Here is a 24,540-nt window from a genome sequence, read left to right on the forward strand (position 1 = left end):
CCGTGCTCGATTCCATATCGGGGCGGTGTTCCTGCGACCATATTGGAGTGCAAACCTCGACTGCCAAGCCGCTGACCATCGCCATGATCGGCACGGGCACGATGGGCTCACCGATCGGTCTCAACATGATCGCGGCCGGGCATCGTGTGGTTGCCTACGACCAGTTCGCCGAAGCCACCAGCGATCTGGCGGCTGCGGGCGCTGCCATCGCCGGCTCCGTCGCCGAGGCCGCGGCAGGCGCCGACGCGGTGGTCCTGTCGTTGCCGGGACCCACCGAGGTGCAACAGGCGGTCGCCGGAGCCCAAGGCGTCCTGTCGGCATCCCCGCTGCCCGCCGTGGTGATCGACGTCTCGACAAATTCGCCGCAGATGGTGGCCTCCCTGCGATCGGCCTGCGCTCAAGCCGGAACGGCGTTCGTCGATGCGCCCGTGTCCGGCGGTGTGGCCAAGGCGCGCGAAGGCACACTCGCTGTTCTGGTCGGTGCCAGCGACGAAGAGTTCGAGGCCGCCGCCCCCGTGTTGGCCGCGTTCGGCAGCGGTGGCGAATCGGTTGTCCACGTGGGACCCAGCGGTTCGGGAACCATCGCCAAAATCGTCAACAACCAGCTGTTCCTGGCCGGAGCCACCATCGTGCAGGAGGCATACGCGCTGGCCGCCGCCCTGGGCATGGATCCCGCAGACGCCCACGAGGTCATCTCGATCAGCTCGGCAGCGCCCTACTCCAAGCTGGCGCCGCTCCTGTTGAGCAGGCGCTTCGACGACGTCATCTTCCGGCTCGACATCGCCGCAAAAGACATTGCGCTGGCTCGCAGCGCCGCCACCGAAGCCGGGCTCGATCTGCCGGTCACCGCAGCGGCCGCTGACCTGTACCGCGACGCTGTCGACTCGGGCTTCGGCTCAGAGGTGTTCCACGCAACGCTCAAGCAGCTCGAGCTGAAGGCGGGCGACCTGCAAGTGCCGCCCCTGAAGAGGAGGCCGCGGTCGTGAACACCGACACCATCGAACAGGTCGATCTGTCAGATCACGAGACCTTCCGGGCCGGCTTTCCCCATGCCTTCTTCGGCTGGCTGCGCCAACACGATCCGGTGCATTGGCACGAGCCCACCCAGGCCACACCCGATGGCGAGGGCTTCTGGGTGGTCAGCCGTCACGCCGACGTGAAGGCCGTGCAGATGGACGCAACGACGTTCTCGTCTGATCGCGGCGGCATCCGCGAGCGCGGAGGCACCGGTATTCGCGACGAGAGCGCGGCCGGGCGCATGCTGAACATGACCGACGGCGACCAGCACCACCGCCTGCGTTCTCTGGTGAACCGGGGTTTCACCGCCCGTGCGATCTCCGACCTGGAGGGCGAGCTCGCCGAAATCACAGGCCGCCTGCTCGACGCCATCGGCGGCGACACCTTCGACGCGGTTCACGACTTCACCCGCGAGCTGCCATCGCAGGCGATATGCATCGTTCTGGGGGTTCCCGAACCCGACCGGGCCGCCCTGGTCGACTGGCTAGACGCGGGCATCGAGGATGCGGGGCCTTCGATCGTCTCAGCAGAGGCCAGCGCCAAACTGCGCCAGTATGCGACCGGTCTGATCGCCGACAAGCGGGCCAACCCCGACGGGGCGATCATGTCGACGATCGTCCATGCCCAACTCGAAGACGGCTCGCAGCTGACAGACCGCGAGCTGGAGGCCTTCTTCGGGTTGTTGTTCCCCGCAGGCGCCGACACCACCCGAAGCGCCCTGGCGTCGGCCATCCATGCCTTTTGTGAGTACCCAGATCAGTACCAGCGCCTGCGCGACGACCGATCGTTGATTCCCACCGCCATCGAAGAGATGGTTCGCTGGGCCACCCCATCGATCTACAAGCGTCGCACCGCCAGCCGCGACGTCGAGTTGGCGGGAACAAACATCCGGGCCGGCGACAAGGTGACGTTCTGGGAGATGTCGGCAAACCGCGACGAAACGGTGTTCGATCGCCCGTTCGAGTTCGACGTCGGACGCTCGCCCAACCCCCACCTCGGATTTGGGTGGGGAATACACTTCTGCCTCGGCGCCAACCTGGCGCGCCTGGAGATGAAGGTGGCCCTGGAGGCGCTGCTCGACCGCTATTCGGGCTTCGAGGCCGCCGGCGACCTCGAGTGGATGCCCAACAACAGACTTTGGGGGCTGCGCAGGTTCGCGGTGACGCCCATTCCGATCGGGGAGTGACGAACTTGACCGAAACCATGAAGGCCACCCGCATGCTCGAGGTCGGCCGCATGATCTGCGAAGAAATTCCGGTGCCTCCCATCTCCGACGGGCAGGTGCTGGTTCGCAGCGAGATGGCATCGATCTGTGGCAGCGACCTGCACATCGTGATGATGGGCGCCGGTGTGAGCCACCCAACGCCGTGCCCGCACGGCTATCCCGGCCACGAGGGCATAGGCACGATCGTCGAGAGCAAGGCCCAGGGCCTCGAGCCGGGCACCCACGTTCTGACGTTTCCCAACCCATTCCAGGGCGAGTGCTTCAACCAGTACCAACGGGTGGGCGCCAAGTACTGCATGGCGCTGCCCGACACCGACGTGGCCAGAACCGAGCTGCTGATGGCCCAACAGTTGGGCACGGTGGTGTGGGCCCGCAAACGGTTCCCTCGCGATGTCACGGGCGAAACCGTGGCCGTGGTCGGCCAGGGCAGCGCAGGCCTGTTCTGGACCTACCTGCTGAAAAGGGCCGGCGCCGAAAAGGTGATCGTGTCCGATCTCAGCGACGCCCGCCTGGCGCTGGCCGCCAAATACGGTGCCGACGTAACCGTCAACGCAAGCACCGACTCGCTCGGCGAGGCCGTAGCCGACCTCACCGGGGGCCGTGGCGTCGACTACGCCGTCGAGGCGGTGGGGCGATCCGAGACGTTCCTGTCGTCGGTCGAGTTGCCCCGAGTCGACGGCGAGCTGATGTGGTTCGGCCTGCCTTCCAACGACGCTCCCATCCAGATGGACTTCAACCGGTTCTTCCGAAAGCGTCTGAAGGCCGCCAGCGTGTACGGAGCCCAAGACGAACCCAAAGCCGCTTCGTTCGCCGAGGCGCTCGACCTCATCGCTGACCGACAGATCGACGTGGCCCCACTGTTGAGCCATGTGTACGACGTAGAACAGATCGACGAGGCCATGCACATGGCCCACGAGCCCGTCGACGCCGGCGCCCTCAAGGTGTCGGTCCGCTTCTCTTGAGCCAGAACAGGATCAATGCGTAACTCGAATGCTCAGCCACTGGTAGCCGAGGTTCTCAGATACCTCGACGAGGGTGGTTCGTGGCGTACCAGCCCTCACGAAACTCCCGCCTCTCACTACACCGACCGTGCCCACCTTCAGCTCGAGTTGGACACCCTGTTCCGGGGCCCGCAGGTGGTGGCGCTGTCGCCAGACCTGCCCGGGCCCAACACGTTCGTGACGCGCGATCAATACGACGTGCCGTTGCTGTTGACCCGAGACGCCCACGGACAGGTGCATGCTGCGGCCAACGTGTGCACCCACCGTGGCGCCCAGGTGGTGGCCCCGGGCAGGGGCCAGGCCCGCCGCCACACGTGCCCGTACCACGCATGGACATACGACTCGGCCACGACACTGGTCGGCGTACCCGACGCCGGAGCGTTCCCCGACGTATGCCCCGGCTCGGAGGGGCTGGCACCAGTTCCGGTGGTCGAACGCGATGGGGTCATCTGGGCCGACCCGCGCCCTGGCGCCCCCGCGTTCGACGCCGCGGCCCTCGAGCGAACCGACATGGCAGCATTCGCAGACGACATCGTCGACTACGACATAGCCGGGCACCGCTACTGGCGCACCCACCGCTTCGACCTGGCCATGAACTGGAAGCTGGTGATCGACACGTTCCTCGAGCCGTACCACTTCGCAGCGCTGCACAAGCAAACGGTTGGCCCCTACTTCGTCGCCAACCTGTGCGTCGCCCACCGCAGCGGCCCGCACGTGCGCGAGGTTCTGCCCCGCAAGACCTTCGCCGAGATGGCCACTCAGGACCCCGCAGACTGGGACCTGGTGCCCCACACGGCGATGGTGTACGTGATGTTCCCGAACACCGTGTTCGTCATGCAGATCGACCACATCGAAACCTGGCGGGTCACCCCCGACCGCGACGATCCGGGTCGCTGCATCGTCGACCTCGACTTCTATATTCCCGACCAACCGGCCACCGAGTCGTCAGAGCGGCACTGGGAGAAGAACTGGCAACTCACCATCGACACGGTCATCGGTGAGGACTTCGCGGCCATGGAAAGCGCTCAGCGGGGAATGGCCTCTGGCGCCATAGACAAGCTGCGCCTGGGGGCCAACGAGCCCGCGTTGGGCCTGTTCCACCAGGCTCTGGCCGACGCAATCGCCGAGCAAGTCGCGTAACTCCTCTCGCGGCCGGCGTAACCGACCGACAGGATTATTCAGGTCGCTGCGCACCGAATCAGCGCGGTCTAACCTGAGCGAACCCATGACCCAGATCGACGATTCGACTCCACGCGAGCCAGCAGGGGCCACCGCACCCGACGACGCCGTCGCGCGGCGCGACCGTTCGGTCGCGTGGCCCGGCTCGATGTACCCGCTGGGGGCCACTTTCGACGGCGAAGGAACCAACTTCGCCGTCTACTCCGAGGTGGCCGACGTCGTCGACCTGTGCCTGATCGACACCGACGGATCCGAGCGGCGCGTCCCGCTGCCCGAAACGACCGCATTCGTGCATCATGGCTATCTGCCCGGTGTGATGCCGGGGCAGCGCTACGGGTTTCGGGTACACGGGCCCTGGAGCCCGGCCCAGGGGTTGTTGTGCAACCCCCACAAGTTCCTGGTCGATCCATACGCCAAGGCCGTGTCGGGCACAGTCACCTGGAACGAGGCGGTCTACGCGTCCGACGCTGTCGAACCAGACCGGATGAACACCGACGACAGCCTGCCGTTCATGCCCCATTCGGTAGTCGTCCACGAAGAGTTCGACTGGGAAGGCGATACTCAGCTGGGTTATCCGCTGCACCAGACGGTCGTGTACGAAGCCCACGTGCGCGGCATGACCATGGCGCACCCAGACGTTCCCCCGGGGCTCAGGGGAACCTATGCGGGCATGGCCAGCGAACCCATCATCGAACACCTCGTGAACCTCGGGGTCACCGCAGTCGAGCTGATGCCGGTTCACCAGTTCGTCGACGATCACTTCCTGGTCGATCGTGGCCTTCGCAACTACTGGGGTTACAACACCCTGGCGTTCCTGGCCCCACACGGCGCCTATTCGGCGGCCGGCGACTCGGGCGGTCAGGTCACCGAGTTCAAACAGATGGTCAAGGCGTTCCACCGTGCGGGGATAGAAGTGATCCTCGACGTGGTCTACAACCACACCGCCGAGGGCAATCATCTGGGTCCGATGCTGTCGCTGAAGGGCTTCGACAACGGGGCCTACTATCGGCTCAACCCCGAACAACCGCGCTATTACGTCGACTTCACCGGCACGGGCAACAGCCTCGACATGCGCCACAGCCAGACCCTGCAGCTGATGATGGACAGCCTGCGCTACTGGATTCTCGAGATGCACGTCGACGGGTTCAGGTTCGACCTGGCGTCGACGCTGGCCAGAGGCCTGCACGACGTCGACCGGCTCAGCTCGTTCTTCGACCTGATTCACCAGGACCCGGTGGTGAACCAGGTCAAGCTCATCGCCGAACCCTGGGACGTCGGCCCCGGCGGCTATCAGGTCGGCAACTTCCCACCGCTGTGGAGCGAGTGGAACGCCAAGTTCCGCGACGGTGTGCGCGACTTTTGGCGCGGCGCCGACGAAACCCTCGCCGACTTCGCGTCGCGGCTCACCGGAAGCTCCGACCTGTACGCGTGGTCGGGGCGGGTTCCGTCGGCCAGCATCAACTTCGTAACCGCCCACGACGGGTTCACACTGGCTGACCTGGTCGCCTACAACGAAAAACACAACGAGGCCAACGGCGAGAACAACCGCGACGGCGAGTCGCACAACCGGTCGTGGAACTCGGGCGTAGAAGGACCCACCAACGACCCGAAGGTCAAGCGCATTCGCCGCACCCGCACCCGCTCGCTGCTGACGACGTTGCTGCTGTCGCAGGGCGTGCCGATGTTGCTGGCGGGCGACGAGATGGGTCGCACCCAACACGGCAACAACAACGCCTACTGCCAGGACTCGACCCTGTCGTGGATCGACTGGGCCACAGCCGACCGAGACCTGATCGAGTTCACCACCCATCTGATTGCCATGCGCCGGCGGCACCCGATATTCCGGCGCCGACGCTGGTTCGAGGGTCGCCACATCCACGGCGACGACGCCGTCGACATGGGCTGGTACCAGCCAGACGGCAGCGAAATGACCAGCGACGACTGGGCCGTGGGCTACGCCAGCGCACTGACCGTGTTCATGAACGGCAAGTCGATCACCAGGCGGGGTCGTCGGGGCGAGCGAATCGTCGACGACGACTTCATGATGATGTTCAACGCCCACGGCGAGGCGCTGGACTTCGCGATCCCACCCGAGCTGGGCCCACGACCGTGGACCGTCGAGATCGACACCGCCGACGGGCACCCCGTCGGGCACCACGTCAGCGACGATGACCGCATTACGGTCGGCCCGTGGGGCACCATTGTGTTGAAGAACACCGACCACTCCTGATTTTCGACCCAGCGATGTCCGGTCCATCAAGTCACGTCCAGCCGACAGGGGAGTAGCCATGCGCGTCTTGTTCGCAACCTCTGAAATGGCCCCGCTGGCCCGGGTGGGCGGTCTCGCTGAAGCCGCAGCCGGGCTGGTCAAGTCGCTGCGTGAGCAGGGTGTCGATGTGACCATCGTGATGCCCGACTACAGCGGCGCCGAGCTCTCGCACCAGCAGCACATCGACGTCGCCGTGCCCGAATGGGTGGGGCCGTGCTCGGTTCGCAGCGGCCTGCACGAAGTGCTCGGCGATCTGACGCTGGTTCACGTGCCGGGCATGGACCGTCCTCACCCCTATACCGACCAACACGGCGAGGGCTGGCACGACAACGACCGGCGTTTCATGGCGTTCTCGGCCACGGTGGCCGCACTGAACGACCAGCAGAAACCCGACGTGTTGCACCTGAACGACTGGCACACCGCGGCCACACTGGGGTTCGTTCACGTCCAGACGCCCAGCGTGCTGACCATCCACACCCTGGGCTATCAGGGCACCATGGACGCCGGCTGGATGAAAGTGCTGGTCCGAGGTGCCCATCGGTTCGAGTGGTTCGGTGCGTGCAACCCCCTGGCCGGGGGCGTGGCACTGGCCGACCGGGTGGTGGCGGTCAGCCCCAACTACGCGCGCGAGATCCTCGTGCCCGGCCCCGGCATGGGACTTGAAGGACGCTTGCAGGCACTTGGCGACCGGCTGGTCGGCATCCGAAACGGCATCGACACCTCGATGTGGAACCCTTCGACCGACCCTCACATCGCCGAGAACTACGACGACACCCGCACCGAGGGCAAGCAGGCCTGCAGAGCCGAGCTGCTAGAGCTGGCCGGCTGGAGCCCCTCAACGGCACCGGTCGTGGGCATGGTCACCCGGCTGGTCGAACAAAAGGGCATCGACATCGTGGCCGATTCGCTGCGATTCCTCGAGGCAATGCCCGCGAGGCTGTTCGTGTTGGGCAGCGGCTCGGCCCACCTGGCCTGGACCCTGGCCGAAGCGGCCCGCATGAGCCCCGACCAGGTCTTTTTCCACGAGGGCTACGACGAACAGCTGGCGCACAAGATCTTCGCCGGTGCAGACCTTTTTGTGATGCCCAGCCGGTTCGAGCCGTGTGGCCTGGCCCAGATGCAGGCCATGGCCTACGGCACCATTCCGGTGGTAACCGACGTCGGCGGTCTCCACGACACCGTCATCGACGCCGATGCAGACCGCGCAGAGGGCACCGGCTTCGTCACCGCTTCGGTCGACACCGCAGGCCTGGTCGATGCCCTGCACCGAGCTGTCAGGGCCCAGCGCCACGCCGGGCGCAGGGCGGCAATTCAGCGCAGGGCGATGACCCACGACTGGTCGTGGTCCGGCCCTGCCAGGCGTCACATCGACATCTACGAAGAGCTGTCAGGCATCTCGTCGCCCAGGTAGGCGATCTGACCCTTCTTGATCACGGTCACCCCACCGGGCGAAACGGTGTAGCGGAGTCGATCGAGGTCGGGATTGTCGCCGACGCTGGCACCGGGAGGAACGATGACGTTCTTGTCGAGAACCGCGTTGCGCACGTGTGCGCCTTCGCCAACGACCACACCATCGAGCAGCACCGAATCTTCCACGAAGGCTCCGCCCCGCACCCGCACGCCTGGCGACAGCACCGAGTTCAGCACCGTGCCGCCCGACACGACCACACCATTGCTCAGCAACGACCTCTGCACGGTCGAGGACCCAAAGCGAGAGTCGGTGATCATCTTCGCCGGCGGGCTCTGACGCGCCAGGGTGTAGATGGGCCAGTCCTCGTTGTACAGGTCGAACTCGGGGAACTCGGCCAGCAGGTCCTGGTGGGCTTCGAAGTAGCTGTCGACGGTGCCCACATCGCGCCAATAGTGGCGGCCCCGCGCCTGGCCGGGAATGACGTTCTCGGCGAAGTCGTACACATGGGCCAGGCCCTTGTCGACCATCATCGGAATGAGATCGCCGCCGATGTCGTGACCCGTCTTGTCGCTGGCGTTGTTCTCGTTCAGCAACTCGACCAGGGCCTCGGTGGTGAACACATAGTTGCCCATCGAGGCCAGAACTTCGTCTGGTCGGTCGGGCAGGGCCGTTACGGTGTCGGGGGCCGGCTTTTCCAGAAATTGGGAGATTTGGGTGCCGCCCTCGGTCTGGATCACGCCGAACTGGTCTGCCTGGCTCTTCAACACCGGGATGGCAGCTACGGTCACGCCCGCGCCGGTCGACATGTGATGATCGAGCATCTGACGCGGATCGATCCGGTAGATGTGGTCGGCACCGAATACGAACACGAACTCGGGCTTTTCGTCATCGATGAGGTTCATGTTCTGGAACAATGCGTCAGCAGAACCCAAGAACCAACGAGGTCCGCGGCGCATCTGCGCCGGCACGGAGGTCACGTAGTTGCCCAGGAATCCAGCGAGACGCCAGGTACGAGACACGTGAACGTCAAGGCTGTGGCTCTTGTATTGGGTCAACACGACGATCTTGCGGAAGCCACCGTTGACCAGGTTCGACAGGGGAAAGTCGATCAGGCGATAGTGGCCGCCGAACGGAACAGCGGGCTTGGCCCGGTCGGCGGTCAGGGGCATCAGCCGCTTCCCTTCACCTCCCGCGAGGACCACACTGAGTACCTTCGGGCGGTTTCCTTGATCGAGCATGCTCCGATTGCATCAGAAATCTCTCACGAAGGCGAGACATGAGCGCACCAACTTCGCAAATTCCGGGTGAAGATCTCTGGCGATTCGCCGAAGGCACGCACGACGGGCTGGCGTATCTGCTCGGGGCACACCTCGACGAAAGCGGTTCGTGCACCTTCCGTGTCTGGGCTCCTAACGCCGCCCGCGTGCACGTCATCGGTGATTTCAACAGCTGGGACCACAGTTCACACTCGCTGTGGCCTTCCGACTCGGGTATCTGGTCGGGACGGATCGACGGGGTCGAGGTAGGCCAGTCGTACAAGTTCGCGGTAACCGACCGGGCCGGCAACACTGTCGACAAGGCCGACCCATTTGCCTTCGCGGCCGAAGAGCCACCGGGCACGGCGTCGAAGATCTGGCGGTTGGACTATCGCTGGGACGACGCCGAATGGATGGCGCGCCGCGGCCAGGTGAACGCCCACGATCGGCCGATCTCGATCTACGAGCTGCACCTGGGGTCGTGGCGTTACGAACCCGGCGGCTATCGGGCTATCGCCCATCAGCTGGCCGACTATCTGGACCAAACCGGGTTCACCCACGTCGAGTTGATGCCGGTGATGGAACACCCCTTCTACGGGTCGTGGGGATATCAGACCACGGGGTACTTCGCTGCGACATCGCGATACGGCCAACCCCAAGACCTCATGTACCTGATCGACCACTTGCACCAGCGCGGATACGGCGTGCTGCTCGACTGGGTGCCCTCACACTTCCCGACCGACGCCCACGGACTCGCCAGGTTCGACGGCACGCACCTGTTCGAACACGCCGACCCGCGCCTGGGGTTCCACCCCGATTGGCAATCGGCGATATTCAACTACGACCGCCACGAGGTGCGCAGTTTCCTGCTGTCGAGCGGCCGGTTCTGGATCGAGCGCTATCACGCCGACGGGCTGCGCGTCGACGCGGTGGCTTCCATGCTCTATCGGGATTACTCACGCAAAGCGGGCGAGTGGATCCCAAACGACTACGGAGGGCGCGAGAACCTGGGTGCGATCTCGTTCCTCCAGGAGATGAACCGGCGGATCTACCTGCACCACCCAGACACCCTGACGGTGGCCGAGGAATCCACCGCATGGCCGGGAGTGTCCAAACCCACAGACAGCGGGGGACTGGGGTTCGGCTTCAAGTGGGACATGGGCTGGATGCACGACACGCTCGAATACATTCAGCACGACCCGGTACATCGGCGTTGGCACCACGGCGAGCTGACGTTTCGGCTGGTCTACGCGTTCAGCGAGAACTTCGTGCTGCCGCTGTCGCACGACGAGGTGGTGCACGGCAAGGGATCACTTCTCGAGCGCCAGCCGGGCGATCGGTGGCAAAAGCTCGCAGGCCTCCGGGCGCTTTATGGGTATCAGTGGGCCAGCCCGGGCAAGAAGCTGCTGTTCATGGGTGGCGAGTTCGCGGTGCCGGGGGAGTGGAGCCACGAGGAGGAACTCCCCTGGGCCCTTCTGGGCGACCATGGCCACGGCGGCGTCCAGGCATGGGTTTCGGCGCTGAACGGTTTGTACCGTTCACAACCCGCCCTGTACGAGGTCGACTCCGAACCCGAGGGCTTCCAGTGGATCGTCGGCGACGACGCCGACAACTCGGTGCTTGTGTTCGCCAGACACGGATCGCCAGGGTCGTCTCCGGTTGTTGTTGCGATCAACTTCACGCCGGTGCCCAGGCCTGGTTACAGGTTCGGGGTTCCTGGCGCCGGATCGTGGGTCGAGTTGCTGAACAGCGACGACCACCGGTTCGGCGGTTCGGGCGTGATCAACGAAGGAACCTTCAGCGCCGAACAGATCGGCACCCACGGTCTCGAGCAGTCGATCCAGCTGACCTTGCCGCCGCTGGGCGTGGTGTTCTTGGGGCCCGCCGGCTGACACCGGCCACCTCGTCAACAAACACCTCTCATCAGCGAACACCGGTGTATGCAGGGCGCCAGGCGCCCGCACAACACCGGTGTACGGGATTTTGATCTACTTTACATAATGAGGATTATCGGCGTTCTGGGAGGATCAGTCGCCGATGAGGCGACGGGCCTGACCAACCCAGTCGTCGCGCTCGATGCGATCTGGGAACTCGGTCAGATACGACTGCAGTTCTGCAACGTCGGGGGCTTCTAGGGCCGCCAGCTGTTCGAAGGTGAAGATGCCGTAGTCATTGAGCAGCTTCTCGAGCTTTGGGCCGATCCCGAAGATCTGCTTCAGGTCGTCCCTGGGCTTGGCTTCGGCGGTCGAGCCGGCCGCGGCCACCGAGACGCCCGCCACGGCTGCGAACACCGAATCGTCGACCGAATCGACTATGGCTGGTCGTACCGGTTCGACGACGTCGGCATCGACCTCTGCGGCGATTTCTGGCGCCGTTTCGGTCTGGGCTGGCCCGCTGGAGCTGGCCGAAGGCTCGGTGAGATCTATGACTGGCTCTGGGTCGTCGACTGGAGCCTCATCGGCCTGGGGCTTGGCCGACATACGAAGGATCAGCCAGCCCAGCAAGTAGCCGAGGCCCACCGAGAACAGGAAAAGGATCGTGAGCTTGATGATCAGTTGAATCATGTCAGACTCCGATCAGGCCGATGTCGACACGGCGGTTGGCCTGACGGCCGGCCGCCGTACTGTTCGAGGCAACCGGTTCAGACTCACCTGCCGACGAAATCACGAGGCGCTCGGGATCTACCCCGGCCTGGGTCAATAGCCCTGCCACGAGATCGGCCCGAGCCCGCCCCAGCCGATCGTTGTACGCCGAAGACCCACGGCTGTCTGCGTGCCCTCTGACATAGATGTCGCCATCGTCTGGCAGCGTACCCAGCAGGGCCGCCACCCTCGCCACCTCGTCACGGTCGACTACGTCGTCGCCCGAGTCGTCGGTCAGGAAGGTCACCGTGCCCAGCAGACCGCCACCGCTGGCGATTGCCTCGCCCGAGTGGGACTGGGCCAGGAACGGCCGGTATAGGCCCGACTCGAACAACGACCGTGCTGCTTGGGTCGCGGCATCGTCGGCGCCTGCCAGGTCGATACTGAGCCGCGAACCTCGCAGTGCGACCGATCCCTGATCCACCGCGGACAGGTCGCCCAAGCGGTCGACGATGGCGATGACCCTGGTATCGGAGCCGGCCAGGGCAGGCGGCCGGCTGTCGACCGTCAAATCGTCTGCCACCGCTCGGCCCTCGAATGCGGCCACTACCCCATCGACGAGCACGCTGCGTTGCGCATCGCTCACAACCACACCACTCACCGTGACGGTGGTGGCGTCCCATGAAATGTCGAGTGATTCGACACTGCGTTCGCCCTCGCCCGCCAGCTTGCCAGCCTTGTCGTCGAAGGCGACGTCGGGGGCACCGTCGTCACCCCGCCTGGCCGCTTCGATCAGCTCGGCCGCCCCATCTCCCACGGCCGCCAGTTCGATGGCCCCGGCGGTCTCGGGAACAGACTGCACGAAGCTCTCGAGTTCGAGGAATCCCTGGGCGGCGGCTTCATCGCCGACCTCGACCTCGATGAGTGTTCGGTCTAGATCTTGGTCGACCCGTGCCGAGGTCGCCGAGGCGAGGAAACGGGCGATGTCGGCGGCCAGCTGCACCAGCTCCTGCCCACCGCCTTGGGCGTTGGCCTCAATGCTCAGCTCGTCGGTGAGCCGGCCGCCGGCGACCTCGGCCAGGCTGGCATAGGCCACACCGAGACGCTCGGCGGTGGACTCGTCGGGGACCACTCCCCCGATTGCGACGTCGGTACCGGTGAACTGCGCATCGAAGGTCGCCACTGCGGGCGCCTGAGTGGTGGTCGTGGTTGTGGTCGCAGCTTCGGTGGTGGTTGTCGTCTGCGCAGGTTCGGTGGTGGTCGTGACGTCGGGCGCCGAGGTCGACGTCGAAGACGCCACACCAGTGGTCGTGGTTGCGCTGGTCGTGGTGGTGCTGGTCGTGGTTGCACCACCGCGCGCGAACACGCCCGTCGTTCCGTACATGCCGTCGAGCAAGTCCAGTGCGGCCTGCGCGTCGGCGCCCGAGACGTAGACATCTTGTCCATCGACGTCCACTACCCGTGCATCGATTCCTGCCTGTTCGAGTTCGGCGTTTGCACGCTGCTCGAGGTCGCTCTCAACAGTGCGAGCGCCCCACCAGAGCCCAACCAGCACAACGGCGGCGATGCCTGCGAGCCACCACCAGATGCCCTGGCGAAGCCTCTGGCGCCAGACGAGCCAGGCCAAAGCGACACCCAGCAGCAATCCCGGCAACAAGAATGGCCAGACCTTGCCGACCAGATACATCTACGACCTCACCCTCTAGTTCAGCCAGTGATTGTTTCGTACAAACCCTCATGACGCAACGTGCGCGATGTGAGTCGATGCACAACGTTTCGTGTTCGTGTCGTGCGTGTTTCGAGAATCTGTTCGATCGCTGTATCAGAGTTCAGGTTCGGGTCATGTTGAGAGACCTACCTTCGCTGCATCGCCGATCTCCAAAGGAGAGCTTCAGATGGCCGAAACGGTCTGGCTGCTCGTCTGCGCAGCGATGGTGTTGTTCATGGTTCCCGGTCTGGCCCTCTTCTACGGAGGCATGGTCAGACGCAAGAACATCCTGAACATGCTGATGATGAACATGTACTGCCTCGGCATCGTGCCGTTGGTGTGGGTGCTGGTGGGATTCAGCCTGGCTTCCTCGGGCGGCGGCACCCTGATCGGAAACCTCGACGCGGCGGGGCTCGGCGACGTAGCCGATTCCGACATCGCAGCCATCGCGTTCGGAATGACCTTCGCCGTGATCACGCCTGCGCTGATATCGGGCGGTGTCGCCGACCGTCTCAAGTTCAAGGCGTGGGCGGTGTTCGTGCCGGTGTGGTTGATAGTCGTGTACAGCCCGGTGGTGTTCTGGGTCTACAGCGGCTGGATCGCCGACCTGCCGGCCCACGACTTCGCCGGCGGCACGGCAATCCACATCAACGCGGGTGTTGCGACCCTCGCCCTCGTTCTGGTGCTTGGAAATCGACGGGGGTTCCCGGGTGCCACGGGCCGGCCGCACAACCTGGTGTTGACGATGCTGGGGGCCGGCATCTTGTGGTTCGGCTGGTTCGGCTTCAACGCCGGCGGCGCCAGCGACCCGGGTGTGGCCGCCCAAGCATTCTTGTCGACCTTCATCGCCGGCTCGGCCGGCATGATCGCCTGGCTGCTCGTCGAAAGCATCGTCGACGGCAAACCCACGTCGCTGGGGGCAGCATCTGGCATCGTCGCCGGCCTTGTCGCCATCACCCCGGCCGTCACGTTCGTGGGCACACTCAGCTCGATCTTGTTCGGGCTGGCAGCGGGCGTCGCTTGCTTCTTCGGCACACGAATGAAGATCCGCTTCGGCTTCGATGACTCACTCGATGTCGTCGGTGTGCACCTGGTCGGCGGCATCGTTGGCGGAACCCTCATCGGACTGTTCGCAAACGCCGAGGCCGGGCCCGATTCTGACTTCCTGGAGGGCCTGTTCTATGGCGGAGGCGGCGAGCTGCTGTTGAATCAGATCATCTCGATGGTGGTTGTGATGGTGTTCTCGTTCGCCGTCACGTTCGTGCTGGCCAAGATCCTCGACGCAACCGTGGGCCTTCGAGTCAGCTCCGAAGAAGAGTCCGAAGGGCTCGACGTGTCCGAACACGGTGAGATGGGCTACATCTTCACATGATTGTTCGCGACTTAACACCGGGTCTGCCTTCCCTCGAGGGGCTCCGCGCGGGACACTAGGTCCGATGACAGGCGCGTTCTCGAGAGATGGCTCATCAACGGCACGATTGGTTCGCACCCTGATCGTCGCCGCGACGTTGTTGATTCCGGTGGTGGTCATTGCGTTCGCTCTGCGATCCAACGGCGAGCCGGCCGACACGGCCACTATCGAGGCGACCTCGACCACAACATCGCAACCCCCGACAACCACCAGCCAGGCCCAGACCACCACCAGCCAGGCCGAAACCACCACCAGCACCCAAACAACGACCACAACCACAACCGACTCCACCACCACCAGCACAGAGGCGGGTTCGTCGGGCGTCGACGGTGTGGGCACCCTGGTCGCCAGGCGTACGACATTCCTGGCCGCCCAGCCCGGCGATGCCGGAGGCGCACAACTCGACGAGGGAACGTCGCTGTCGATGACAGGCCGGGTGAATCGCACCGGCGGCGACACCTGGTTCGAGGCCATATCTCCCGACGGCACCGGGTGGGTCACCAGCGCCGACTTCGCCATATCGACCACCGGGTTCGACAGGCGGACGTGCGCCGAACTTCCCGCTGAACCCACGCAGACCCCACTCGCCTACCGCCCTGGCACCGCCGACGGCTCAGCCGACGGGGTGGTAGCGCTCGAGACCCACACCTCTGCCGAGTGCACCCGAACGGTGCTGCTGCTGGCACCCAAAGACGGACCATCGTTGTCGGCGGCATTCCCCGACGACTTGGCGGTGGTCGACTTTGGCGGCTTCCTGCGCATCGATCTCGACGACGCCGAACACGCGGGCGAGCTCAACTACCTCGAGTTGCCAGGTGGCGGCGTGGTCCTGACGTCGTACGCGTCCAACGACGTGCGCCTGATCATCGACCGGGGGCCCTCTGCTGTGACGGTCTCGTTCCTCGCTGAGCCGGCCCGAATCGTGATCGACTCGAAGAACACCACGGGAATAGGTCCGGGCATCGGTGGCGGTGTGGTGATCTCGAGCCAGTCGATCCTGGATGCCAAGTCGGGTGCCGACGGCGAGGTCGTGGTCATCAGCGGTTGGGCCCGACTGGCGAACGGCCTGGGCGAGATCGCCTTCCGCAACGCACCGGCCGAGGGCGACGAGCCCGGCACCGCCTTGGCCCGCGAGGTGGTGTTCTCGGGAACAGCGTCATACGGCACCGTCGAACGGTCGTGGTACTTCTACCGAACCGAGCTAGCCGGCGGCGAGGTCTGGTCGCCGTTCCGCTTCCAGATCTCGAGCCTGACCTCGGGCACCTACGAGCTGTTCATGGGCCTGGGCGGCGAGGGCAACATTCCCGCCGACATCGAATCGCCGGGCATCTACCAGATCCTGGTCGTCGACTAGAACCAGCGGCCCGACGCTCAGTCGTCGGTGACGATGTTGATACGAAAGCGCGCCTCGGCCTGTTGGCCCAGCGCCAGCTTCGAGTTGGAAACCTCGGTCTGGAACACACCCTTGGCCATCAGTGATGTCTCGATGCGGCGCCGCTGTTGGTAGATCTCGATGCGAGCTTCGTGAACCTCGCGGTCGTCGGGCGCAACCCGCACGGCCCACTCGATCAGCTCGCAGGCCAGCCGAAACTCGCCGGCGGCGGCAAGCGCCACCGCTCGGTCGACCAGCGGCTGGTGACCACCGGCCAGCCCAGCGACCTCGGCCGCAATGGCTGCGTCTGGCGCAGGCTTGAGACGTGCCGGGTGGCCGTCCCACCAGCCGCCATAGAGCCGCCAGATGTTGTGAATGACGAACTCGGGTTCGTCATATTGGGGCCGCAAGAACACCGAGTCGGCATAGGCCGGGTCGACGCGCACCGTGTGCAGGATGTCGTCGAGGGTGGCCCCGGTGTTCATGGCGTCGACGACGTCGGCCACCAGCTGCTCGAGCGCAGACGCCACCACGTCGAGGTTGGAGACGATGCGGTCGCGACCCGCTATCGGCAGACCGTGAGCGGGCACGATGAGGTCGGGTTCCTTGGCCGCCATCGCCCGCAGGGCCTGCGCCCACTCGAGCGGGTAACGCTGAACCTTCTGCGGGTTGCCGCAGTTGGGGAACATCCAGCAGAACAGATCGCCTGCGGTGATCATGCGGTACTCGGGCACCCAGGTCCACGTATGGTCGTCGGTCTCGCCCATGGCGTGGTTGTGCTCGAAGGTGACCCCACCGACCTGGTCGATCATCACCGACTCGTAGTCGGTGTCGACCCGCAACGTGCCGTCGGGCACGAAGCTGCCCTGCATGCCCTCGCCCTTGGGTGCGCCACCGAACTGGCGCATGTTGATGGCCAGGTTGTAGCCGTTGGTGTAGTCGTAGCGGTCGAGCCTGGGGTTCAGCGCCCGATGCCCCAACACCCTGTGGGCCGGGTGTCCCCTGTCGGCGGCGTCTGCGGCAAATACCGAGCTGCCACCCACGTGATCTACGTGGCCGTGCGTGTAGACGATCGAGTGCACCGGCTTGGAAGACCAACCGCGCAGCGCCGACACCACCGCCTTGCCGCTGCGCCTGCCGCTGGTGTCGAAACAGACCAGCCCGTCTTGTGTGTCGAGGGTGACGACGTGGCTGAAAGACTCGATCAGCGAGACGCCGTCGGCCAGCTCGCTGAGCTCCTCGGTGATGCGGTTTGTCGGCCGGTCGCCCTGGCCGTTCTCGAGGATGTCCTCGGCCAATGTCAGCGGGTGCACGTTAGTCATGACCTACATGGTCCTAGACATCGAGTGCGTGGCCATAATCCTGGCTGTGCCGGATGATGAACTCGCGCCTCGGCTCCACCGAAGCCCCCATCATCACGGTGAAGGCTCGCTCGGCCGCCTTGGCATCTTCGAGTGTGATGCGCCGCAATACACGGGTGGTGGGATCGAGGGTGGTTTCGAGCAACTCGCCGTCGTCCATCTCGCCCAAACCCTTGAAGCGGGTGACCTTGGGGTTGCGCCCTTTGGCATGCAACTCGGCCAGCATGGCGTCTTTTTCGGCCTCGCTGTAGACGTAGGTCTTGGTCTGACCGACGGTCACCGAGTGGGTCGGCGGCTGAGCAGCGTAGACCCGACCGGCCTCCAACAGTGGCCTCATGTAGTGAAACACCAGGGTTAGAACCAGGCAGCGAATGTGGCTGCCGTCGACATCGGCGTCGGCCAACAACACCAGGCGCTCGTAGCGGCTGGCTGACAGATCGAAGTCGCGACCCGACCCACCGCCTATGGCGGTGAACAGCGCTGCAGCTTCGGCGTTGTCGAGCACTGCCTTGGCCGTGCCCTTGCCCGCATTGACGACCTTTCCACGCAACGGCAGCACGGCCTGCCAGTTGGCATCGCGGGCCCGCTTGGCAGGCCCAGCTGCCGAGTCGCCCTCGACGATCAGCAGCTCGCCCTGGGGGTGCATGCGGCAGTCGGCGAGCTTGTCTGGCATGCCGTTGTTGCCCAGCGACGCAGCCTTGCGCCTGGTGTCGAGGGCCTGTTTGGTGCTGACCCGGTTGACGATGGCCTCGGTGACCTTGTCGAGCACGGCCTTGGATTGGGCCTTGGTTCCGCGCTGCTTGCCCGAGAAGAACTCGTTGAGCTCGTTCTTGGCGACCTCGTACACGATCTTTTGAACGTCGGGTGTGCCGAGCTCGCGTTTGGTCTGGCCTCGGAACTGAGGCTCTGGCACCGTGGCCCTGACCACCGCGACCAGGCCTTCTTGTACGTCTTCTTTTTGGGCCTTGCCGTTGTCCTTGAGCTTCTTCAGCTTGCGGGGATCGGCCGTCTTCAAGGCGTCGTTGACCGCAAACGTGAGCGCCCGCTCGAAGCCCGCAACGTGGGTTCCGCCGTCCGGTGTGGGGATGGTGTTGACGAAGCTGACGATGTTGGTGTCGTAGTTGGCGATCCAGCGCAGAGCGATGTCGACCACACAGTCACGCTCGACCTCGGTCAGCTTGCCCTGCACCGGCACCTTCTCGACGAATGTGCCGTGCCCTTCGAGACGTACGATGCCGTTGACCGCGGGGGCGGGGGTCGACAAGAACTCGACGTAGTCGCTGAGACCGCCCTTGGAGACGAACTCCTCGGGCCGGCCGCTGGCTCCTCGACGCTTGTCGATCAGCCTGATCTTGAGGCCAGGAACCAGGAAGCAGACCTGGGCCACCCGCTCGCGGGCCTCTTCGTACTTGATCTCGGCCTCTGGGTCGAAGATGTCGGTGTCTGGCCAGAACCTCACAGTGGTGCCGGTGCGGGTCTTGGGCACGGTGCCCACCTTGGCCAGCTTGTGCGACGGCTTGAAACCGCCGTTGGCGGTGAAGTGCCCGGCCACCCTCTGATCGAATGCCAGCCGGTGGGTGGCGCCCCCACGGTCGACGTCGACCACGATGCGGCTGGACAGCGCGTTCACCACCGAGGCACCCACGCCGTGCAGACCGCCCGATGCGGCGTAAGCACCGTTTCCGAACTTGCCGCCGGCGTGCAACTCGGTGAACACGACCTCGAGGGCCGTTATCGGTTCACCGTCCTTGCCCTGCTTCTTGACGTCGATCGGGATGCCTCGCCCGTTGTCGGAGACCTCGTATGAGCCATCGGGGTGGAAAGTGACCTCTATCAGGTCGCAGTGGCCGGCCGCTGCTTCGTCGACGCCGTTGTCGATGATCTCCCACAACAGGTGGGTGAGACCGCCCGATCCGGTGCCGCCGATGTACATGCCCGGCCGCTTGCGTACTGCCTCGAGGCCTTCGAGGACCTCGATGTGTGATGCGTCGTAGTTCTTTGATGCAGACATCTAGATGGCACCTTCGAGGCGATACTCGCCCAGAGCCAGGAGTCGGTGGCCGAAGTCGACGGCCGAGCCGTCGCGGCGCGTAGCTTCGAGTGTCACCGGCACTGGGGTCGGGTCGGTCTTCTTGATATCGGACGGGTCGGCGACGATGGCGGCGAGCTGGCGGTTGCGTCCAACCCAGGCGTAGGCGACGTTGGTTTCGAAGCCCTTGAACCTGACCACGCGCACTCCGCCGGTGGCGCGGCCCTTCGAGGGTATCTCGGCGACGTCCGTGACCTTGATGGTGCCCTCGTCGGTGACCACCACCACCAGCGAACCGAACTCGACGAGCCCGGCGCCCACAACCGATACACCCGACTTGAGCTTCATGCCCGCCACGCCCGATGCTGCGGCACCCTGCACCGAGATACCCGAAGCAGCGGTACGAAGGGTTTGGCCGTCGGAAGCCACGATGACGACCTCGGCTTCGTCGGGAGCGTGGAACGCCGCCACGAGGCGATCGGCCTCTTTCATGGAGATGACGGGGTTGGCACTGCGGGTGCCGGCCAGGGTTTCGGCTGCGATCCGTTTGGCGACCCCGTCACGGGTGACCAGAACCACCGGCGCCGGTGAGTCGGAAACCAGGCCGACCAACCGTTCGCCTCGGCCCAGGGCGAACATCTCGGTGGCGGTCGCTCCCCTGCTGCCCCTGACCATCTCGGGAATGTCTCGCACCCTGACCGACAGCACGCGACCACGATCGGTGAAGGCGAACACCATCGACGAGGTCGAGGCCTCGACCACCGCCTGCAGCACATCGTGGCGGCCTGGCTTGGCCTGGAACTGCTCGCCCGCCGGCATCCGGCCCACAGATCCCGAGGTCGACAGGGTGACGGCGCACAACAGATCGTCGTCATCGTCGGCCGAGACTTCGACAACGGCCTCGTCGACGTGCACCACGACATCGTCGGCGTGGACGATGGTGGTGCGCCGTGGGGTGGCGAAGCGCTCGACCAGGTCGTCGAGCTCCTTGGCCACGATGGTGCGCCGGCGCGTGTCGGAGGCGAGGATCTTCTCGTACTCGTCGATCTGGCGCTGAAGCTCCTCGAGTTCTGCGCGCAGCTTCTCGATCTCGAGCGCTGTCAGGCGCCTGAGCTGCATGTCGAGGATGTGGTTGGCCTGGATTTCGCTGAGGCTGAGCTGGGTCATCAACTCGTGCCTGGCCTCTGGGACGTCGCGCGATCCCCTGATGATGCGGATGACCAGCTCGATGTTGTCGAGGGCGATCAGCAGGCCCTCGACGATGTGGGCCCGCGCCTTGGCTTTGGCCAAGCGAAACTCGGTGCGCCGCACGACAACGTCGAGTCGGTGCTCGACATAGTGCAGGCACATGTCGTAGAGGCCCAGGGTGGTGGGCACACCGTTGACCAGGGCCACGTTGTTGATGCCGAAGGTGTCCTCCAGCGGGGTCAGCTTGTAGAGCTTGGCCAACAGGGCGTGAGGGTTGACGCCCGGCTTGCATTCGATGACGAGCCGCAACCCGTGGTTGCGGTCGGAGAGGTCTTCGATGTCGTGAACGCCGTCGAGGCGGCCGGCCCTGGCCAGCTCGCGGACCTTGCCGAGCACCCGCTCGGGGCCCACCATGTAGGGCAACTCGGTCACCACGATGGCCTGCCGGCGCGAGCTGATGGGCTCGATCTCGGCTCGGGCCCGGATGCGCACCGCCCCGCGGCCCGTGCGGTATGCCTCGGCCAGCGCACCATCGTCGACCAGGATGCCGCCGCTGGGGAAGTCGGGGCCGGGCAGATGCTCCATCAGCTCTTCGACGGTGGGCTTTGGCCGGCGCTGCGTGAGCACCAGCCTGATAGCGTCGACGACCTCGGCCAGGTTGTGAGGGGCGATGTTGGTGGCCATGCCCACAGCGATGCCACTGGCCCCGTTCACCAGCAGGTTGGGCAGCTTGGCCGGGAGGCACTCTGGCTCGTCGCGTTCGCCGTCGTAGTTGGGGTGGAACTCGACGGTGTCCTCGTCGATCTCGTCGACCATCGTCATCGCCGCCTCGGTGAGGCGGGCCTCGGTGTAGCGGTAGGCGGCCGGCGGATCGTCGAGGCTGCCGAAGTTGCCCTTGGGATCGACCAGGGTCACCGACATGGCGAACGACTGACCCATCCGCACCATCGCCTCATAGATGGCGCTGTCTCCGTGAGGGTGGTACTTGCCCATCACCTCGCCCACGACCGTAGCCGACTTGCGGAACGGAGTGCCGGGCCGCAGCCCCAACTCGTTCATCACGTACAAGATGCGGCGCTGCACGGGCTTGAGGCCGTCGCGTACGTCGGGGATGGCCCGCGCGGTGGTGACCGACAGGGCGTAGGGCATGAACGAGTCGCGCATCTCGTTCTCGACCGAGATGTCGATGATGTCGCGCGCAATGCTGTCTGGGAGCTGTGGTCCGCTTCGTTTACGAGCCATTCGTCCCAAGATAGAACGCGTTTGGCACGATCATGCGGACCCGACCGAACATTCGTTCCCCTGAGCCAGAGTCCGATCCCACAACGACGCCAAGGCGAAGGCCCGGTACGACTGCTGCGAGTCGAAGGTCTCGCTGCGCAACACCAGGCCGGTCTCGTCGAACAGAACCAGGTTGACGAAAGGCATGACCCGCGACGAGCCATACGCGCCGGAACGGATGGCGATTCGTCCAGGCCCAACCGACACCACCTGGCTCGGCTGCATGGCGCCGAACAAGGCTGCGGTCTGGCGTTCGGCCACAACCGCTTCGTCCGGGGTCGTCGAGCCGACCTGCCCCAGCCGATGATCGCGGTGCACGAAATGGTCGGACAACAGCGTGCGGTAGGTCTCCCAATCTCGCTGGCACACCGCCCGGTCGAGTTGCTGCAACCAGTGCAGGACCCTGGGGTCGGCCGGCGTCGGCCCACTGGGAGCCACCACCACCGGTTGGCTCACCGCAGGCGACAATGCCATCAGCGCCCGGCCGGGCGACAATGCCACCTGCGCCCGCCCGGGCGACAATGCCATCAGCGCCCGCGCGGGCGGCAGGGCGGCCATGGCACCCGGGCGGCGACCTGGTGGCAGCTCTGAGGGTCCGCACCTAACGGGCTTGGGTATGGGTTCGCCGCACACATCGCAGTACCGGTGGTCTTCGCCTACCGCAGCCCCGCACTGGTGGCACCGTTCGGCAAGACCCGTGCCGCAGCCGGCACAAAACAGCGCCCCCTTGCGGTTGGCGCGCTCGCAATGGCGGCACTCGACGAGCATCTGCGCACAACGACACCCGAACCCGGGTCCGCGAAAAGACCGAATCACCGATGTCCCCAATCGATTCTCCGCCCGGTCGAGGTTTCGGCCTCCACCGCCGAAGTCTTTAGGCCTTCAGATGCGCTCGAAGTAGCGCTGGCGTTCCCAGTCGGTGACCGCTGTGCGCCAGGCCGCGTCCTCTTGGCGGGCGAAGTGGACGTAGTGATCCACGACGTCTGATCCGAAGGCGTCCCTTGCGAACTGCGACCCTTCGAACGCGTCGACGGCGTCGGACAGCCGGGTTGGCAACGCCTGGACCCCCGCCGTCGAGTAACCGTCGCCCCTCAACTCGGCCGGTGGCTCGATGCGGTTCTCGATGCCGTCGAGACCGCTGGCCAAAGCGGCCGCGTATGCCAGATATGGGTTCACGTCGGCACCGGGTACGCGGCATTCGATGCGCAGGCTGGGCCCCGACCCCACCACGCGAAAACCTGCCGTGCGATTGTCGGTTGACCACGCGATCTTCGTCGGCGCCCAGGACGCGGGCTGATACCGCTTGTACGAGTTGACCGTGGGTGCGTACATGACCATGAGCTCTTCGATGTGGGCCATCCACCCGCCCAGAAACCACCTGAAGGCGTCGGTGGGCCCGTCGGAGTCTGCGAAGCGCGGGCTGCCCGATTGGTCCCACAAGCTCAGGTGGATATGGCAGCTGCTGCCCGATTGACCCTCGACCGGCTTGGCCATGAACGTGCACGAGATGCCCTGGGCGTCGGCCAGCTCTTTCATGGCGTGCTTCATGATGGTGTGCCGGTCGGCCATGTCCATGACCTCGGCGTAGCGGATGTTCAGCTCGTGCTGGCCTGGCGCCGCCTCGCCCTTGGAGTTCTCGACCGGTATCCCCGACGCCTTCAGCGCCCTGCGGGCCGCGCCGATGAAGGGTTCGACGCGTGCCCCCTGCAACAGGTGATAGTCCTCGTTGTACCAACCCGACGTGGTGAGCCCCCGGTACCCGACATCGTGGGCGTCGCGGTACGACTCGTCGAACACGAAACACTCGAGCTCGCTGGCAGCCTTGGCCACGTGACCGGCGGCGTTCAGCCTGTCGATCTGTTTGCTGAGGATCGACCGCGGGGCCACAGGCACGGGCGCCTCTGGATGGCCCTCGACCACGTCGCACAACACCAGGGCCGTGCGCTGCGTCCATCCGGCCAGCCGCAGGGTCGACAGGTCGGGCACCAGGTGGAAGTCGCCGTAGCCCTTCGACCAGTTGGCGTAGGCATATCCCTCGACGGGCTCCATGTCCATGTCGACGGTCAGCAGATAGTTGCAGCCGTGAGTGCCGTGCCCGAGGGCATCGTCGCAGAAGAACTCGGCGTCGAATCGCTTGCCCATCAACCTGCCGAAATGGTCGGTGAAGGCCACGATCACCGTGTCGATCGAACCGTCGGCGACGGCTCGCCGCAGTGCCTCTGGGCTCGAGATACCGGAGATCGGGCCCAC

Annotated in this window: 17 protein-coding genes; 9 read left to right on the forward strand and 8 right to left on the reverse strand. The window is 65.2% G+C overall.

Annotation, left to right across the window (positions count from 1 at the left end):
* Positions 1-47: 47 nt before the first annotated feature.
* The 6 genes from R2770_05515 to R2770_05540 all read left to right on the forward strand — a co-directional run bounded on the left by R2770_05515 (position 48) and on the right by R2770_05540 (position 8,102).
* A complete protein-coding gene (locus R2770_05515; protein MEZ5279909.1) occupies positions 48-986 on the forward strand; it encodes an NAD(P)-dependent oxidoreductase in 939 nt (312 codons plus the stop codon).
* A complete protein-coding gene (locus R2770_05520; protein ID MEZ5279910.1) occupies positions 983-2,203 on the forward strand; it encodes a cytochrome P450 in 1,221 nt (406 codons plus the stop codon). Before R2770_05515 ends, R2770_05520 begins: the two co-directional genes overlap by 4 nt.
* Complete coding sequence (locus tag R2770_05525; protein MEZ5279911.1) at positions 2,200-3,204, forward strand: zinc-binding dehydrogenase; 1,005 nt, start codon at positions 2,200-2,202, stop codon at positions 3,202-3,204. Before R2770_05520 ends, R2770_05525 begins: the two co-directional genes overlap by 4 nt.
* Before the next feature lie 15 nt (positions 3,205-3,219).
* Positions 3,220-4,383 carry an aromatic ring-hydroxylating dioxygenase subunit alpha gene (locus R2770_05530; GenBank protein MEZ5279912.1) on the forward strand — a complete coding sequence of 388 codons (1,164 nt, stop codon included), beginning with the start codon at positions 3,220-3,222 and terminating at the stop codon, positions 4,381-4,383.
* Between the two features lie 85 nt (positions 4,384-4,468).
* A complete protein-coding gene (glgX, locus tag R2770_05535) occupies positions 4,469-6,652 on the forward strand; it encodes a glycogen debranching protein GlgX (GenBank protein ID MEZ5279913.1) in 2,184 nt (727 codons plus the stop codon).
* A gap of 58 nt (positions 6,653-6,710) precedes the next feature.
* Positions 6,711-8,102: a glycogen synthase gene (locus tag R2770_05540; GenBank protein MEZ5279914.1), complete on the forward strand. Its 1,392-nt coding sequence runs from the start codon at positions 6,711-6,713 to the stop codon at positions 8,100-8,102.
* Here the strand turns inward: R2770_05540 and glgC are convergent.
* Entirely contained in the window at positions 8,066-9,340 is a 1,275-nt protein-coding gene (gene glgC, locus R2770_05545) for a glucose-1-phosphate adenylyltransferase (protein ID MEZ5279915.1), read from the reverse strand. The two genes, R2770_05540 and glgC, sit on opposite strands and share 37 nt — an antisense overlap.
* Positions 9,341-9,378: 38 nt before the next feature.
* On the opposite strand from glgC, the gene glgB reads away from it, so the two are divergent.
* The gene (gene glgB / locus R2770_05550) at positions 9,379-11,250 is read left to right on the forward strand and encodes a 1,4-alpha-glucan branching protein GlgB (GenBank protein MEZ5279916.1); all 1,872 of its coding nucleotides are present in this window, start codon (positions 9,379-9,381) and stop codon (positions 11,248-11,250) included.
* Positions 11,251-11,385: 135 nt separating this feature from the next.
* Here glgB and R2770_05555 read toward each other — a convergent pair whose 3' ends face one another.
* Both R2770_05555 and R2770_05560 read right to left on the reverse strand, forming a co-directional pair.
* Entirely contained in the window at positions 11,386-11,922 is a 537-nt protein-coding gene (locus tag R2770_05555) for a hypothetical protein (protein ID MEZ5279917.1), read from the reverse strand.
* 1 nt (position 11,923) lies between these two features.
* Entirely contained in the window at positions 11,924-13,627 is a 1,704-nt protein-coding gene (locus R2770_05560) for an OmpA family protein (protein ID MEZ5279918.1), read from the reverse strand.
* A gap of 208 nt (positions 13,628-13,835) precedes the next feature.
* On the opposite strand from R2770_05560, the gene R2770_05565 reads away from it, so the two are divergent.
* Positions 13,836-15,020: an ammonium transporter gene (locus R2770_05565; protein ID MEZ5279919.1), complete on the forward strand. Its 1,185-nt coding sequence runs from the start codon at positions 13,836-13,838 to the stop codon at positions 15,018-15,020.
* A 64-nt stretch (positions 15,021-15,084) separates the two neighbouring features.
* Complete coding sequence (locus R2770_05570) at positions 15,085-16,413, forward strand: hypothetical protein (protein MEZ5279920.1); 1,329 nt, start codon at positions 15,085-15,087, stop codon at positions 16,411-16,413.
* 17 nt (positions 16,414-16,430) lie between these two features.
* On the opposite strand, the gene R2770_05575 is transcribed toward R2770_05570, so the two are convergent.
* From R2770_05575 to R2770_05595, 5 genes are all read right to left on the reverse strand, one after another.
* Complete coding sequence (locus R2770_05575; protein MEZ5279921.1) at positions 16,431-17,753, reverse strand: alkyl sulfatase dimerization domain-containing protein; 1,323 nt, start codon at positions 17,751-17,753, stop codon at positions 16,431-16,433.
* A gap of 13 nt (positions 17,754-17,766) precedes the next feature.
* On the reverse strand, positions 17,767-19,803 hold the full coding sequence (locus tag R2770_05580) for a DNA topoisomerase IV subunit B (protein MEZ5279922.1): 2,037 nt from the start codon (positions 19,801-19,803) through the stop codon (positions 17,767-17,769).
* Complete coding sequence (locus tag R2770_05585; protein MEZ5279923.1) at positions 19,804-22,251, reverse strand: DNA topoisomerase (ATP-hydrolyzing); 2,448 nt, start codon at positions 22,249-22,251, stop codon at positions 19,804-19,806.
* A 30-nt stretch (positions 22,252-22,281) separates the two neighbouring features.
* Positions 22,282-23,058, reverse strand: a complete 777-nt coding sequence (locus R2770_05590; protein MEZ5279924.1) for a zinc ribbon domain-containing protein — start codon at positions 23,056-23,058, stop codon at positions 22,282-22,284.
* Positions 23,059-23,172: 114 nt separating this feature from the next.
* On the reverse strand, positions 23,173-24,540 hold the full coding sequence (locus tag R2770_05595) for a glutamine synthetase family protein (protein ID MEZ5279925.1): 1,368 nt from the start codon (positions 24,538-24,540) through the stop codon (positions 23,173-23,175).

The organism is Acidimicrobiales bacterium, assembly GCA_041394185.1.
Lineage (GTDB): Bacteria > Actinomycetota > Acidimicrobiia > Acidimicrobiales > Poriferisodalaceae > JAAETH01.

What these genes read in the sequence shown, in the direction of transcription:
- R2770_05565 (MEZ5279919.1), top strand. Translation starts at nt 13,836, where the DNA reads ATGGCCGAAACGGTCTGGCTGCTCGTCTGCGCAGCGATGGTGTTGTTC.
- R2770_05580 (MEZ5279922.1), bottom strand. Translation starts at nt 19,803, where the DNA reads ATGTCTGCATCAAAGAACTACGACGCATCACACATCGAGGTCCTCGAA.
- glgC (MEZ5279915.1), bottom strand. Translation starts at nt 9,340, where the DNA reads ATGCTCGATCAAGGAAACCGCCCGAAGGTACTCAGTGTGGTCCTCGCG.
- R2770_05570 (MEZ5279920.1), top strand. Translation starts at nt 15,085, where the DNA reads ATGACAGGCGCGTTCTCGAGAGATGGCTCATCAACGGCACGATTGGTT.
- R2770_05560 (MEZ5279918.1), bottom strand. Translation starts at nt 13,627, where the DNA reads ATGTATCTGGTCGGCAAGGTCTGGCCATTCTTGTTGCCGGGATTGCTG.
- glgB (MEZ5279916.1), top strand. Translation starts at nt 9,379, where the DNA reads ATGAGCGCACCAACTTCGCAAATTCCGGGTGAAGATCTCTGGCGATTC.
- R2770_05530 (MEZ5279912.1), top strand. Translation starts at nt 3,220, where the DNA reads ATGCGTAACTCGAATGCTCAGCCACTGGTAGCCGAGGTTCTCAGATAC.
- glgX (MEZ5279913.1), top strand. Translation starts at nt 4,469, where the DNA reads ATGACCCAGATCGACGATTCGACTCCACGCGAGCCAGCAGGGGCCACC.
- R2770_05585 (MEZ5279923.1), bottom strand. Translation starts at nt 22,251, where the DNA reads ATGGCTCGTAAACGAAGCGGACCACAGCTCCCAGACAGCATTGCGCGC.
- R2770_05555 (MEZ5279917.1), bottom strand. Translation starts at nt 11,922, where the DNA reads ATGATTCAACTGATCATCAAGCTCACGATCCTTTTCCTGTTCTCGGTG.
- R2770_05590 (MEZ5279924.1), bottom strand. Translation starts at nt 23,058, where the DNA reads ATGCTCGTCGAGTGCCGCCATTGCGAGCGCGCCAACCGCAAGGGGGCG.
- R2770_05540 (MEZ5279914.1), top strand. Translation starts at nt 6,711, where the DNA reads ATGCGCGTCTTGTTCGCAACCTCTGAAATGGCCCCGCTGGCCCGGGTG.
- R2770_05575 (MEZ5279921.1), bottom strand. Translation starts at nt 17,753, where the DNA reads ATGACTAACGTGCACCCGCTGACATTGGCCGAGGACATCCTCGAGAAC.